We start from the raw sequence: 14,784 nt of genomic DNA, 5'->3' as shown, positions 1-14,784 counted from the left end.
CAGGGCCGGCACGGGACGCAGGATCGGAAAGAGGCGGGACATGCCGCGAGTCTAGACCACCCTCGGCGAAGGCCGGCGGCGAATGGCCCCACCGCCGTTGCCGGATTGGCGGCCCCCGCGCCGCCGGCCTCAGCCCACCCAGCGGCGCGCGTTGCGCCAGATCTGCATCCAGGGGCTGAGTTCGCTGCGGTCGCCCGGGGTCCAGCTCATCTGGATGTTGCGGAACACGCGCTCCGGATGCGGCATCACCGCGGTGAAGCGGCCGTCGGCCGTGGTCACCGAGGTCAGGCCGCCGGCGCTGCCGTTCGGGTTGAACGGGTATTGCTCGGTCGGCTGGCCGTGGTTGTCGACGAAGCGCATCGCGGCAATGGCCTTGGCCGCATCGCCGCGGTGCTTGAAGTTGGCATAGCCCTCGCCGTGCGCCACCGCGATCGGCAGCCGGCTGCCGGCCATGCCCGCGAAGAAGATGCTCGGCGAGTCGAGCACCTCGACCATCGACAGCCGCGCCTCGAAGCGCTCGCTCTGGTTGGTGGTGAAGCGCGGCCAGGCTTCCGCGCCCGGGATGATGTCGGCCAGCTCGGCGAACATCTGGCAGCCGTTGCACACGCCCAGGCCGAAGGTGTCGGCGCGGCCGAAGAAGGCCTTGAACTGCTCGGCGAGCCGCGGGTTGAAGGTGATGCTGCGTGCCCAGCCGATGCCGGCGCCCAGCGTGTCGCCGTAGCTGAAGCCGCCGCAGGCCACCACGCCCTTGAACTGGGCCAGGTCCGCCCTGCCCGTCTGCAGGTCGGTCATGTGCACGTCGAAGGCCTCGAAGCCGGCCTCGGTGAAGGCATAGGCCATCTCGACGTGCGAGTTGACGCCCTGCTCGCGCAGGATCGCGACCTTGGGCCGCGACTGCAGCACGGCCGGGGCCGCGGGCTGCGCATTCGGCAGGAACACGTGCAGGCCCGGATCGGCGGGGTCGCCGGCCGCGGCGTGCTCGGCGTCGGCGCAGGCCGGGTTGTCGCGCTCGCGCGCGATCTTCCAGCTGACCGAATCCCAGACCTGGTGCAGGTCCTGCAGGGTGGCGCTGAACACCGACTTGGCATCGCGCCAGACCTCGAGCTTGCCCTTGCCCGCTTCCATCGTGGAACTCGCAGGCCGCGTCTTGCCGACGAAATGGCTGTGGGCGCTGAGGCCGTGGGCGCGCAGCACCTGCATCACGTCGTTGCGCTCGGCGGTGCGCACCTGCAGCAGCATGCCGAGTTCCTCGTTGAACAGCGCCTTGAGCGTGAGCTCCTCGCGCCTTGCGCTGACCTGCTGGGCCCAGTTCTTGGCGTCGCCGGTCTCCATGCGGCTGTCGGAGATGCCGTCGCCCTCGGTCACGAGCATGTCGACGTTGAGCGCCACGCCGACGTGGCCGGCAAAGGCCATCTCGCAGGCGGCGGCGAACAGGCCGCCGTCGCTGCGGTCGTGCATCGCGAGGATCCTGCCCTGGGCGCGCAGTGCGTTCACCGCATCGACCAGCGCCACGAGCTGCGCCGGGTCGTCGAGGTCGGGCACGCGGTCGCCGCTCTGGCCCAGCGTCTGCGCCAGGATGCTGCCGGCCATGCGGTGCTGGCCGCGGCCGAGGTCGATCAGCACGAGCGTGGTGTCGGCCTCCTCGGCATCGAGCTGCGGCGTGAGCGTGCCGCGCACGTCTTCGAGCGTGGCGAAGGCGCTCACGATCAGGCTCACGGGCGAGGTGACCTTCTTCGCTTCGCCGTTGTCGCGCCATTGCGTGCGCATCGACAGCGAATCCTTGCCGACCGGGATCGACACGCCCAGCGCCGGGCAGAGTTCGAGGCCCACGGCCTTGACCGTTTCGTAGAGGGCGGCGTCCTCGCCGGGCTCGCCGCAGGCGGCCATCCAGTTGGCCGAGAGCTTGACGCGCGAAAGTTCGATCGGCGCCGCCAGCAGGTTGGTGATGGCCTCGGCCACCGCCATGCGGCCCGAGGCCGGCGCGTCGAGCGCGGCCAGCGGCGTGCGCTCGCCCATGCTCATCGCCTCGCCGGCGAAGCCGCGGTAGTCGGCCAGGGTCACGGCGCAGTCGGCCACGGGCACCTGCCACGGGCCCACCATCTGGTCGCGGTGGCTCAGGCCGCCCACGGTGCGGTCGCCGATGGTGATGAGGAAGCGCTTAGAGGCCACGGTCGGGTGCGAGAGCACGTCGATCGCGGCCTTCTGCAGATCGACGCCCGTGAGGTCGAGCGGCTGGAAGCTGCGCGCGACCGTTCGAACGTCGCGGTGCATCTTCGGCGGCTTGCCGAGCAGCACGTCCATCGGCATGTCGACCGGCTGCACCTCGGCGCCTTCGTCCGCCACGAGCAGCTGGCGCTCCTCCGTCGCCACGCCCACCACCGCGAAGGGGCAGCGCTCGCGCTCGCAGAAGGCCTTGAACTGTTCCAGCGACTCGGGCGCGATGGCCAGCACGTAGCGCTCCTGGCTCTCGTTGCACCAGATCTCCTTCGGCGCCATGCCCGATTCCTCGAGCGGCACCGCGCGCAGGTCGAAGCGCGCGCCGCGGCCGGCGTCGTTGGTGAGCTCGGGGAAGGCGTTGCTCAGGCCGCCCGCGCCCACGTCGTGGATCGCGAGGATCGGGTTGGCCGCGCCCTGCTGCCAGCAGTGGTTGATGACCTCCTGCGCGCGGCGCTCGATCTCGGGGTTGCCGCGCTGCACCGAGTCGAAGTCGAGCTCGGCCGCGTTGGCGCCGGTGGCCATCGAGCTGGCGGCGCTGCCGCCCATGCCGATGCGCATGCCGGGGCCGCCGAGCTGGATCAGCAGCGAGCCGGCCGGGAACTGGATCTTCTTCGTCTGCGTCGCGTCGATGCTGCCGAGGCCGCCCGCGATCATGATCGGCTTGTGGTAGCCGCGCTGCACCGTGTCGACGTCGCTCGCGACGGCCTGTTCGTACTCGCGGAAATAGCCGAGCAGGTTGGGCCGGCCGAATTCGTTGTTGAAGGCGGCGCCGCCGAGCGGTCCCTCGGTCATGATCTGCAGCGGGCTCGCGATGTGCTCGGGCTTGCCGTAGTGGCCTTCTTCTGGCCAGAGCTTGGAGACCGTGAAGCCGGTCAGGCCGGCCTTGGGCTTGGAGCCGCGGCCGGTGGCGCCCTCGTCGCGGATCTCGCCACCGGCGCCGGTCGAGGCGCCCGGGAACGGCGAGATCGCGGTCGGATGGTTGTGCGTCTCGACCTTCATCAGCACATGGCTCAGCGCGCTATCTTTTTGATAGCTCTGCGCGTCGGGCCGGGGGATGAAGCGCTCGATGATCGTGCCTTCCATGATCGAGGCGTTGTCGGCATAGGCCACCACCGTGTGCTGCGGGTTCTGCCGCTCGGTGTGGCGGATCATCGAGAACAGGCTCTGCGGCTGCGCCACGCCGTCGATGGTGAAGTCGGCGTTGAAGATCTTGTGGCGGCAGTGCTCGCTGTTGGCCTGGGCGAACATCATCAGCTCGACGTCGCTCGGATTGCGCCCGAGGCGCGTGAAGGCGTCGACCAGGTAATCGATCTCGTCCTCGGCCAGCGCGAGGCCGAAGCCGGTGTTCGCCGCCACCAGCGCCGCGCGGCCGCCGCCCTGCACGTCGACCTGCGCCATCGGCTGGGCCGGCAGTTCGCTGAACAGGCTCGCGGCCTGCTCGACCGTGGCGAGCACCGATTCGGTCATGCGGTCGTGCAGCGGGCCGGCCACCGCGGCGAGCGCGTCGCCCTCGAGCACCGGCGCCTTGCCGATCAGCGGCGCCTTGAGCTTCAGATGGTATTGCGTGACCCGCTCGACGCGGCGCAGCGCGAGGCCGCAGTTGTGGGCGATGTCGGTGGCCTTGGAGGCCCAGGGCGAGACCGTGCCGAGGCGCGGCGTGACGACGACCGACGCGGCCGCCTTGGCGGCGGGCGCCTCGAAGGGCTCGCCGTAGGTCAGCAGCGCGGCGAAGCGCTCGCGCCCGGCCGCATCGAGCGCGGCGTCGGTGACCACGAGGTGCACGAAGCGCGCCGAGAGGCCCTCGATGCGCGGCTCGATGGCCTGCAGCCGGGGCAGCAGCTGCCGCGCGCGGAAGTCGCTGAGCGCGCTGCCGCCCTCGAACATGGTTACGACGGGAAGGGCTTGGGATGCGTGCTGCGTCACGGTCGAAGGGCCTGGAGGCCGCGTTGGGATCAAGGAATCGGGGCGGACGGCCGCTGACTGGGGTCATCCGCGTTAACCCGGAATTTTAGCTTGCCTCGATGGGATAATTCCGGCATGAGCATTACCTACAAGGACGCCGCAGGCATCGAAGCCATGCGCGTCGCCTGCCGTCTGGCTTCCGAGGTTCTCGACTACCTCACCCCCTTCGTCAAGCCCGGCGTCACCACGAACGAGATCGACCGGCTGGCCGCCGAGTACATGGTCAAGCAGGGCACCACCTCGGCCACGGTGGGCTACATGGGCGCGAGCAGCGTGCCTTTCCCGAAGTCGCTCTGCACCTCGGTCAACCACGTCGTCTGCCACGGCATTCCCAATGACAAGCCCTTGAAGAAGGGCGACATCATGAACATCGACGTCACGGTGGTGAAGGACGGCTGGTTCGGCGACAACAGCCGCATGTTCATCGTCGGCGACGCCTCGATCGCGGCCAAGCGGCTCTGCGCCATCACCTTCGAGGCGATGTGGCACGGCATCCTGCAGGTGCGGCCGGGTGCCCACCTCGGCGACATCGGCCATGCGATCCAGAAGTTCGCCGAAGGGCACGGCTACTCGGTGGTGCGCGAGTTCTGCGGCCACGGCGTGGGCCAGCGCTTCCACGAGGAGCCGCAGGTGCTGCACTACGGCCGCCCGGGCACGCTCGAAGAGCTCAAGCCCGGCATGATCTTCACCATCGAGCCGATGATCAACGCCGGCAAGCGCGATGTGAAGGAAGACTTCAAGGGCGGCCAGTACGACGGCTGGACCATCGTCACGCGCGATCATTCGCTCTCGGCGCAGTGGGAGCACACGGTGCTGGTCACCGAGACCGGCTACGAAGTGCTGACCCTCTCCGAAGGCAGCCCGCCGCTGCCCTCCTTCGTCGCCTCCACCAAGACCTGAGAAGCCGCGCGCGCGGCGCGCGGGCGAGGACACCATCGTGATCGAACCGGCCAAGATCGACGTCGCCTCGCTGCGCGAGCAATACCGCGCGAAGAAGCTGGCGCTGTTCGACACCCTGCGCTTCGCGCGCGCGCCCACGCGCAGCGTGCACACGGTGCTGCGGCAGCTGTCGGCGCTGGCCGACCAGACGCTGTGCACGCTCTGGTCCGAAGCCGGCTTCGGCAATGCGCTGGCGCTGGTGGCCGTGGGCGGCTTCGGCCGCGGCGAGCTGTTTCCGTATTCCGACGTCGACGTGCTGCTGCTGCTGCCGCCCGAAGGCCAGGCCGGCGAGCTCGACCCGGCACGCATCGAGGCTTTCATCGGCCATTGCTGGGACGCCGGCCTCGAGATCGGCTCCAGCGTGCGCACGCTGGACGAATGCCTGGCCGAAGCCGAGAAGGACGTCACCGTCCAGACCTCGCTGCTCGAAGCCCGGCTGATCACCGGCGACAAGAAGCTCTTCGCCGCCTTCTGCAGCCGCTTCACCCGCGCCATCGACCCGCAGGCCTTCTTCGTCGCCAAGTCGCAGGAGATGCGGCACCGGCATCAGAAATACGAGAACACGCCCTACGCGCTCGAGCCCAACTGCAAGGAATCGCCGGGCGGCCTGCGCGACCTGCAGACCATCCTCTGGATGACGCGCGCGGCGGGCTTCGGCAGCCGCTGGGACGACCTGGCGAGGAACGGCCTGGCAACGCCTTTCGAGGCGCAGCAGATCAAGCGCAACGAAGCCCTGCTCTCGCTGATCCGCGCGCGGCTGCACGTCATTGCCAACCGGCGCGAAGACCGCCTGGTGTTCGACCTGCAGACCGCCGTGGCCGCGAGCTTCGGCTACGAGAGCGAATCGAAGCGCAAGTCGAGCGAAGCGCTGATGCGGCGCTACTACTGGGCCGCCAAGGCGGTGTCGCAGCTCAACCAGATCCTGCTGCTCAACATCGCCGAGCGGCTGCAGCCGTCGGAAGAGCAGCCCACGCCGATCAACGAGCGCTTCTACGAACGCGCCGGCCTGATCGAGATCGCGAGCGACGACCTGTACGAGAACACGCCGCACGCGATCCTCGAGACCTTCCTTCTCTACCAGAAGACCATCGGCGTGAAGGGCCTCTCGGCGCGCACGCTGCGGGCGCTCTACAACGCGCGCCACGTGATGGACAGCAGGTTCCGCAACGACCCGGTCAACCACCAGACCTTCATGCGCATCCTGCAGCAGCCCTACGGCATCACGCATGCGTTCCGGCTGATGAACCAGACCTCGGTGCTCGGGCGCTACCTGCGGGTGTTTCGCAGCATCGTCGGGCAGATGCAGCACGACCTGTTCCATGTGTACACGGTCGACCAGCACATCCTGATGGTGCTGCGCAACGTGCGGCGCTTCTTCATCGCCGAGCATGCGCACGAATACCCGTTCTGCTCGCAGCTCGCGGCCGGCTGGGACAAGCCGTGGATCCTCTACGTCGCGGCGCTGTTCCACGACATCGCCAAGGGCCGCGGCGGCGACCATTCGACGCTCGGCGCGCGCGACGTGCAGCGCTTCTGCAAGCAGCACGGCATCGCCCGCGAGGACGCGAAGCTGATCGAGTTCCTGGTGGCCGAGCACCTGGTGATGAGCCAGGTGGCGCAGAAGCAGGACCTCGGCGACCCCGAGGTGATCGGCGCCTTCGCGCGCCGCGTGGGCAACGAGCGCTACCTCACCGCGCTGTACCTGCTGACGGTGGCGGACATCCGCGGCACCTCGCCGCGCGTGTGGAATGCCTGGAAGGGCAAGCTGCTCGAAGACCTCTACCGCTACACGCTGCGCGCGCTCGGCGGCCGCATGCCCGACCCCGATGCCGAGGTGGAAGCCCGCAAGCGCGAGGCGCTGGTGCAGCTGGCGCTGCACGCCCAGCCCTTCGAGGCGCACAAGGCGCTGTGGGACACGCTCGACGTGCGCTACTTCATGCGCCACGACGCCGCCGAGATCGCCTGGCACGCCAAGCAGCTCTCGCGCTTCGTGCCGCCGCCCAAGGTGCAGGTCGACCCGAAGGCGCCGCCGATCGTGCGGGCGCGCCTCTCGCCCGTGGGCGAAGGCCTGCAGGTGGTGGTCTACACGCCCGACCAGGCCGACCTGTTCGCGCGCATCTGCGGCTATTTCGACCAGGCCTCGTTCAGCATCCTCGATGCGAAGGTCCACACCACGACCAACGGCTACGCGCTCGACACCTTCCAGGTCGTGACCACCTTCGTGCCCGACCACTACCGCGACCTGATCAACATGGTCGAGACCGGCCTCGCGCGCACGCTCACCGAAGCCGGGGCCCTGCCCGCGCCGAGCGTGGGACGGGTCTCGCGGCGCGTGCGCAGCTTTCCGATCAAGCCGCGCATCAGCCTGCTGCCCGACGACAAGGCGCAGCGCTGGCTGCTCAACATCTCGGCCAGCGACCGCGCGGGGCTGCTCTATTCGGTCGCGCGCGTGCTGGCGCGGCACCACCTGAACCTGCAGCTCGCGAAGATCACCACGCTCGGCGAGCGCGTGGAGGACACCTTCCTGATCAGCGGCCCGGAACTGCAGGGCCAGCGCACGCAGCTCGCGATCGAGACCGAGCTCATGGAAGCGCTCGAGGCCTGAGCCCACGCGCAACAAAATGAAGCAGAGGTCCGGGTTCCGCGGCCGGGCGGCAGAATCGGGGCCATGGATCCGCTGCTGAATCAACTCTCGACCTCTGTCACCTCGGCCAGGACCCTCGAGGACCTGACCCGCCCGATGCTCGAGATGCTCGAGGCCGTGACCGGGCTCGAATCCACCTACCTCACCCGGATCGACGTCGAGCAGGGCCTGCAGCACATCCTGTATGCACGCAACGTGCGGCAATTGCAGATTCCCGAAGGGCTGGCGGTGCCGTGGGGCGACACGCTCTGCAAGCGTGCGATCGACGAGGGCCGCGTCTACACCGACAACGTGGCCGAATGCTGGGGCGACTCCGAGGCCGCCCGCGCGCTCGGCATCCAGACCTATGTGAGCACGCCGGTGCGCACCGACAGCGGCGGCCTCTACGGCACGCTCTGCGCCGCCAGCGCCGAGAGCCGGCCGCTGCCGCCGCAGGCCTTCGACCTGCTCGGCATGTTCGCCCGCCTCATCGCGCACCAGGTCGAACGCGAGCAACTGCTCCACCGCCTGCGCCAGGCCAATGCCGAACTCGCCGCCTATGCCGCGACCGACGCACTGACCGGCCTGCCCAACCGCCGCGCCTTTCTCGACGAACTCCGGCGCATGCTCGCGCGCAGCGAGCGCGATGGCCGCGGCGTGCTGGTCGCCTTCGTCGACCTCGACGGCTTCAAGCAGATCAACGACCGGCACGGCCACGAGGCCGGCGACGACTTCCTCGTCGCCATGGCCCGGCGGCTCGAAGGCACGCTGCGTGCCGGCGACCTCCTGGCCCGGCTCGGCGGCGACGAATTCGTGGTGGTGGGACCGGGCCCCGCGCCGGCCGGCCACGAGGCGCTGGACGCGGCCGAGGCGCTCGGCCAGCGCCTGGCCGCCGGCCACGGTCGGCGAATTCCAGCTCGGCCAGATCCGCCTGAACTACGGTGGCGCGAGCGTCGGCGCGGTCGCCGTCGATCCGCTCGGCACCGCCGAAGAAGCGCTGCGCCTGGCCGATGCCGCCATGTACGCGGTCAAGCGTGCGCGCAGCGGCCTGCCGCAGTCCTCCCGCAACACGTCCACACAGGAATCCCATCGATGAGCACTGCCTCCAAGCCTTCCGCCGCCCTCCCCGGCCAGCGCGCGCCGCTCGACCTGCTGGTGAACGTGCCGCGGCTCGTGTCGGCCTATTTCACGGGCCGGCCCGATCCCTCGGTGGCCACGCAGCGCGTGGCCTTCGGCACCTCGGGGCACCGTGGGTCGTCCTTCGACAATGCGTTCAACGAGTGGCATGTGCTCGCGATGAGCCAGGCCATCGCCGACCACCGGCGGCAGCAGGGCATCGACGGGCCGCTGTTCCTCGGCATCGACACCCATGCGCTGTCCACGCCGGCCTTCGCGAGCGCGGTCGAAGTGCTCGCGGCCAACGGGGTCGAGCTGATGCTCTCGAAGGACGACGAGTACACGCCGACCCCGGCCGTGTCGCACGCCATCCTCTGCCACAACCGCGGACGCACCAGCGGCCTGGCCGACGGCATCGTGATCACGCCCTCGCACAACCCGCCCGAGAGCGGCGGCTTCAAGTACAACCCGCCGCACGGCGGACCGGCGGGCACCGACATCACCTCGGCGGTCGAGGCCGCGGCCAACGGCTTTCTCGCCAACGGCCTCCAAGGCGTGAAGCGCATGCCGCTCGAGCGCGCGCTGCGCGCATCGACCACGCACCGCCACGACTACCTGAACACCTACGTCGAAGACCTGGCGCAGGTGCTCGACATGGATGCGATCCGCGGCGTGCCGGTCGCGCTCGGCGTCGATCCGCTCGGCGGCGCCGGCGTGCGCTACTGGCCGGCGATCGCCGAACGCTACCGCCTCGAGCGGCTCGAGGTGCTGAGCCAGGAGGTCGACCCGACCTTCCGCTTCATGTCGCTCGACTGGGACGGCCGCATCCGCATGGACCCCTCGTCGCCCGATGCGATGCACCAGCTCATCGGCCTGAAGGACCGCTTCGGCATCGCCTTCGCCTGCGACACCGACCATGACCGCCACGGCGTCGTCACGCGCAGCGCCGGGCTGATGCAGCCGAACAACTACCTCGCGGTGATGGTCGACTACCTGTTCACGCACCGGCCGCAGTGGCCCGAGGCCGCCGCGGTCGGCAAGACGGTGGTCAGCAGCCGCATGATCGACCGCGTGGCCGCGCGCCTGGGGCGCAAGCTGTACGAGGTTCCGGTCGGCTTCAAGTGGTTCGTCGACGGCCTGGTCGATGCCTCGCTGGGCTTCGGCGGCGAGGAAAGCGCGGGCGCCACCTTCCTGCGGCGCGACGGCACGGTGTGGACCACCGACAAGGACGGCATCGTGCCGGCGCTGCTCTCGGCCGAGATCGCGGCGCGCACCGGGCGCGACCCGGGCGAGCGCTTTGCCGAGCTCGCGCAGGCGCTGGGCCGGCCGGTGGCCAACCGCGTGGACGCGGCGGCCACCGTCGCGCAGAAGAAGAAGCTGTCGAGCCTTTCGCCTGCACAGGTGCAGTCCACCGAACTCGCGGGCGAGAAGATCGAGCAGGTGCTGAGCCATTCGCCCGGCAACGGCGCGGCGATCGGCGGCGTGAAGGTGGTCACGGAGAACGGCTGGTTCGCCGCGCGGCCCTCGGGCACCGAGGACATCTACAAGATCTACGGCGAGAGCTTCAAGGGGCCGGAGCACCTCGGCCGCATCCTCGAAGAGGCGCAGCAGCTCGTCGACAAGGCGCTGGCGGCCTGAGCCTGCTCAGCGCCGGCCTTGGCCGAGCCGTCCTTCGAGCCACACGCTGTAGCGCGAGAGGCCGAAGCACAGCACCCAGTAGATCGCCGCGATGAAAAGATAGCCCTCGAGGTAGAACGGCCGCCAGGTCGGATCGCCGCCCAGCGCCAGGCCCAGGGCGCCGGTCAGTTCGAACAGGCCCACCACCGTGACCAGCGAGGTGTCCTTGAGCGTGCCCACCACGTTGTTGGTCAGCGCCGGCACCACCAGCCGCAGCGCCTGCGGCAGCACGATGTCGCGCTGCACCGGCCAGCGGCCGAAGCCCAGCGCCATGGCGGCGTCGGTCTGTCCGCGCGGCACCGCCTGCAGGCCGCCGCGGATGATCTCGGCCATGTAGGCCGCCACGAACAGCACCAGCCCCGCGAGCACGCGCACCAGCACGTCGGGCTGCCAGCCCGCGGGCCACAGCAGCGGCAGCAGGAAGGAGGCCATGAACAGCACCGAGATCAGCGGCACGCCGCGCACCAGCTCGACGTAGCTCGCGCTCAGCGTGCGGAACACCGGCCACTGCGAGCGCCGACCGAGCGCGAGCAGCAGCGCGAGCGGAAAGGCCAGCGCGAGCCCGACCACCGCCAGGCCGATGGTCAGCGGCAGGCCGCCCCAGCGGCTGGTCGGCACATGGCTCAGGCCCGCCACGCCGCCGCGCATCAGCAGCACGAACAGCAGCAATGCCGCGACCCACAGCGGCGCGAGCCACCAGCGCCAGGTGCGCGGCCAGGCGCTCAGCATGGTGACGGCCGACAGCAGCAGCACCGCGATCGCGGGGCGCCACTGGTCTTCGTAGGGGAAGCGGCCGAACAGCATCGGCCGCCACTTCTCGGCCACCACGCCCCAGCAGGCGCCGTGCTGCGCGGCACGGCAGGCCTCGGCATCGGGCCGGAACACCGCGTGCACCACGCCCCATTCGACGACGTGCCAGCCGGCCCACGCCAGCAGGCCGAGCAGCACCGCCGTGGCGAGCGCCCGCAGCGGCGAACCCCAGAGTTCGCTGCGCCAGGCGATCGGCGCACGCGCGGCGCGGCTGTCGTTCCTCATTGCCAGCCCCGCAGCGCCACCCGCGCGTTGTAGCGGTTCATGCCGAAGGAGATCACGAGCGACAGCAGCAGGTACACCGCCATGATGATCGCGATGCATTCGAAGGCGCGCCCGTTCGAGCCGATGGTGGTGTTGGCCACCGACACCAGTTCCGGATAGCCCACGGCGACCGCGAGCGACGAGTTCTTGGTCAGGCTCAGCAACTGGTTGGTGAGCGAGGGCACGATCACGCGCAGCGCCTGCGGCAGCACCACGATGCGAAGCTGCTGCCCGGGCCCGAGGCCGAGCGCCTGCGCCGCGAGCACCTGCCCCTGCGACACCGACTGGATGCCCGCGCGCACGATCTCGGCCACGAAGGCGGCCGAGTACAGCGAGAGGCCGGCGACGATGGTCACGTACTCGGGGCTCAGCGCGGCGCCGCCGCTGACGCCGAAATCACCGCGCTCGGGCCATTCCAGGTGCGTGGGCCACCCGCCGCCGCCCTCGCCCGCCACCGGCCACGGCACGCTCAGACCGCCCTTGCTGAGCCACACGCCGGGCAGCAGCCGCACGGGTTCGGTCGGATCGGGCAGCAGGTTGGCGATGGCGAAGGCCAGCATCAGCAGTTGCACCAGCAGCGGCACATTGCGCAGCAGTTCGACGTACGCGGTGCAGATGCCGCGCAGCAGCACGTGCGGCGCGAGCCGGCCGATGCCGATCAGCGTGCCCAGCACCACCGAGAAGACGGCCGCGGGCACGGCCGCGCGCACGGTGTTGATCAGGCCCGCGAGGAAGGCGCGCCAGAACGGCTGCCCCGCATCGAAATCGAGCCAGCCCTCGCTGATGGAGAAGCCCGCGGGCTCGGTGAGAAAGTCGAAGCCCGAGCGCACGCCCCGGGCGCGCAGCACCTCGAGCGCGTGGTGCACCACCCAGACCGCGCCGGCCACCACCGCCAGCACCAGCAGTGCCTGCACTGCCCAGGCCAGCCAGACGCCGCGGCGCGACGTCCCGCCGTTCATCGAACCGGAGGTGCGTAGATCAGGCCGCCCTTGCTCCAGAGGTTGTTGGCGCCGCGCGGCAGCTTGAGCACCGACTTCGGTCCGACGTTGCGCTCGAAGATCTCGCCATAGTTGCCCACGGCCTTGATCGCGCGGTACGACCATTCCTTGTCGAGGCCGAGCAGCTTGCCGAGGTCCTCGCCGGTGCCCACGAGGCGCTGCTGCGCCGGGTCCTTGCTGCTGGCCTTGAGTTCGTCGACGTTGGCCTGCGTGATGCCGTATTCCTCGGCCTCGATGAGCGCGTTGGGCACCCACTTGGCGATCGCGAACCATTCGTCGTCGCCGCGGCGCACCAGCGGCGCCAGCGGTTCCTTGGAGATGAGTTCGGGCAGGATCAAGTAGTCGTCGGGGTTCTGCGCCTCCTTGTTGCGCAGGCCCGCGAGCGCCGAGGCGTCGGTGGTGAAGGCTTGGCAGCGGCCCGAGAAGAAGGCCTTGAACGAGGCCTCGAAGCTCTCGAACACCACCGTCTTGACCGGGATGTTCTGGGCCCGGAAGTAGTCGGAGACGTTCTTCTCGTTGGTGGTGCCCGACTGGGTGCAGATGGTGGCGTTCTTCAGCTGCTTGGCGCTCGTGACCTTGAGCTTCTTCGGCACCAGGAAGCCCTGGCCGTCGTAGTAGGTGATGGTGGTGAAGTTGAAGCCGAGCGACGCGTCGCGCGTGAGCGTCCAGGTGGTGTTGCGCGCGAGGATGTCGATCTCGCCGGCCTGCAGGGCCGAGAAGCGCTGCTGCGAATTGAGCGGCACGAACTCGACCTTCTTGCCGTCGCCGAGCACGGCCGCGGCGATGGCGCGGCAGGTGTCGACGTCGAGTCCCGACCAGTTGCCCTGCGTGTCCGGTGCGGAGAAGCCCGCCACGCCGTTGGTCACGCCGCACTTGACGCTGCCGCGCTGCTTGACCGCATCGAGGGTCTTGCCTGCGAACGCCGGCGTGGCGGCGGCCAGCGCGACAACGGACGCGGCGAGCGCCAGTGCGGGACGGAATCGGCTCTTCATGGATGTGTTCTCCTCAAATCGGTAGGCAAAAGCCAGTGTACGGGCGCCTGCAACGCGCCGCCAAAGAACGCGTGGTTGGTTGCATATGCCGTGGCGCGGACTTCGGTTTGTCCGCTGCATTCACTAACATACGGGCCTCCAACAACTCTGACCTGGGATTCTGCACATGACCAAATCCGACGACACCGGCAAGCTCGTTCTGCGCGTTGCGCTCGGCGTTCTCATCCTGCTGCACGGCATTGCGAAAGTCGGCAAGGGGGTCGACGGCATCGGCGGCATGCTGGCGTCCCACGGCCTGCCTTCCGTGCTCGCCTACGGGGTCTACGTGGGCGAGATCATCGCGCCGGTGCTGCTGATCGTCGGCCTGTTCACCCGGCCGGCCGCGCTGGTCGTGGCCGTCAACATGGTCGTCGCGATCTGGCTCGTGCACATGAAGGACCTGGGCGCGCTCAATGGCCAGGGCGGCTGGGCGCTCGAGCTGCAGGGCATGTTCCTGTTCTCCGCGCTCGCGATCGCCCTTTTCGGCGGCGGCCGCTTCGGGCTCGGCGGCCGGTACAACTGAAGCCATCCAGCCGGCCGCGAGCCGGCTTTTTTTTGAGTCGCAGCGGCTCAGTCGTCGTCGGCGGCATGCAGTCCCGGAAACAGGACGTCCGTGAAGCCGAAGCGCGAGAAATCGCGCACCCGCATCGGATAGAGCTTGCCGAGCAGGTGATCGACTTCGTGTTGCACCACGCGCGCATGGAAGCCGCTGGCGACGCGATCGATCGCATCGCCGTAGGGATCGAAACCCGTGTAGCGGATCTTCGCGAAGCGCGGCACCACGCCGCGCAGGCCGGGGACCGACAGGCAGCCCTCCCAGTCCTCTTCTTCCTCGTCGCCGATCGGCGTGATGACGGGGTTGAGCAGCACCGTGCGCGGCACCGGCGGTGCATCGGGATAGCGGGGGTTGACGGCATCGGTGCCGAAGATGACGAGCTGCTGGTCGACGCCGATCTGCGGCGCCGCGAGACCGGCGCCATTGACGGCACGCATGGTCTCGAACATGTCGCGCACCAGCAGGTGCAGCTCGTCGGTGTCGAAGGCGGCCACGGGCTGCGCGACGCGCAGCAGCCGGGGATCGCCCATTTTCAGGATGTCGCGGATGGCCATGGCGGGATTATCGCGACGGCCCCGCCGTCTTGCGTCC

Annotated in this window: 9 protein-coding genes and 1 pseudogene; 5 read left to right on the top strand and 5 right to left on the bottom strand. The window is 69.5% G+C overall.

What is annotated here, in order from left to right; translation table 11 throughout:
* Positions 1 to 129 precede the first annotated feature (129 nt).
* On the bottom strand, positions 130 to 4,101 hold the full coding sequence (gene purL, locus M2165_RS20755) for a phosphoribosylformylglycinamidine synthase (protein WP_280817591.1): 3,972 nt from the start codon (positions 4,099 to 4,101) through the stop codon (positions 130 to 132).
* 153 nt (positions 4,102 to 4,254) lie between these two features.
* Here purL and map point away from each other — a divergent pair, with 153 nt between their 5' ends.
* The 4 genes and pseudogenes from map to pgm all read left to right on the top strand — a co-directional run bounded on the left by map (position 4,255) and on the right by pgm (position 10,495).
* Positions 4,255 to 5,079, top strand: coding sequence for a type I methionyl aminopeptidase (map, locus tag M2165_RS20750; protein ID WP_280816469.1), 825 nt, complete (start codon positions 4,255 to 4,257; stop codon positions 5,077 to 5,079).
* A gap of 37 nt (positions 5,080 to 5,116) precedes the next feature.
* A complete protein-coding gene (locus M2165_RS20745; protein WP_280816468.1) occupies positions 5,117 to 7,723 on the top strand; it encodes a [protein-PII] uridylyltransferase in 2,607 nt (868 codons plus the stop codon).
* Positions 7,724 to 7,786: 63 nt separating this feature from the next.
* Positions 7,787 to 8,837 (top strand): annotated as a pseudogene (locus tag M2165_RS20740) (sensor domain-containing diguanylate cyclase).
* Positions 8,834 to 10,495 (top strand): phosphoglucomutase (alpha-D-glucose-1,6-bisphosphate-dependent), encoded by a 1,662-nt coding sequence (gene pgm, locus M2165_RS20735; protein ID WP_280816467.1) that lies wholly within the window; start codon positions 8,834 to 8,836, stop codon positions 10,493 to 10,495. Before M2165_RS20740 ends, pgm begins: the two are co-directional and overlap by 4 nt.
* Before the next feature lie 6 nt (positions 10,496 to 10,501).
* On the opposite strand, the gene M2165_RS20730 is transcribed toward pgm, so the two are convergent.
* Genes M2165_RS20730 through M2165_RS20720 form a run of 3 tightly spaced genes read right to left on the bottom strand, consistent with a single transcriptional unit; the run spans position 10,502 to position 13,598 of the window.
* Positions 10,502 to 11,569, bottom strand: a complete 1,068-nt coding sequence (locus tag M2165_RS20730; protein WP_280816466.1) for an amino acid ABC transporter permease — start codon at positions 11,567 to 11,569, stop codon at positions 10,502 to 10,504.
* Entirely contained in the window at positions 11,566 to 12,567 is a 1,002-nt protein-coding gene (locus M2165_RS20725; protein ID WP_280816465.1) for an ABC transporter permease subunit, read from the bottom strand. The genes M2165_RS20730 and M2165_RS20725 overlap by 4 nt, the downstream gene beginning before the upstream one ends.
* Complete coding sequence (locus tag M2165_RS20720) at positions 12,564 to 13,598, bottom strand: amino acid ABC transporter substrate-binding protein (RefSeq protein WP_280816464.1); 1,035 nt, start codon at positions 13,596 to 13,598, stop codon at positions 12,564 to 12,566. Before M2165_RS20720 ends, M2165_RS20725 begins: the two co-directional genes overlap by 4 nt.
* Before the next feature lie 166 nt (positions 13,599 to 13,764).
* Here M2165_RS20720 and M2165_RS20715 point away from each other — a divergent pair, with 166 nt between their 5' ends.
* Complete coding sequence (locus M2165_RS20715) at positions 13,765 to 14,160, top strand: DoxX family protein (RefSeq protein ID WP_280816463.1); 396 nt, start codon at positions 13,765 to 13,767, stop codon at positions 14,158 to 14,160.
* 47 nt (positions 14,161 to 14,207) lie between these two features.
* Here M2165_RS20715 and def read toward each other — a convergent pair whose 3' ends face one another.
* On the bottom strand, positions 14,208 to 14,747 hold the full coding sequence (gene def / locus M2165_RS20710; RefSeq protein WP_280816462.1) for a peptide deformylase: 540 nt from the start codon (positions 14,745 to 14,747) through the stop codon (positions 14,208 to 14,210).
* Positions 14,748 to 14,784: the final 37 nt, after the last annotated feature.

It is taken from the genome of Variovorax sp. TBS-050B (assembly GCF_029893635.1).
Classification (GTDB): domain Bacteria; phylum Pseudomonadota; class Gammaproteobacteria; order Burkholderiales; family Burkholderiaceae_C; genus Variovorax.
The sequence above is the reverse complement of the archived record's forward strand: the minus strand, read 5'-3'. Positions and strand labels throughout refer to the sequence as shown.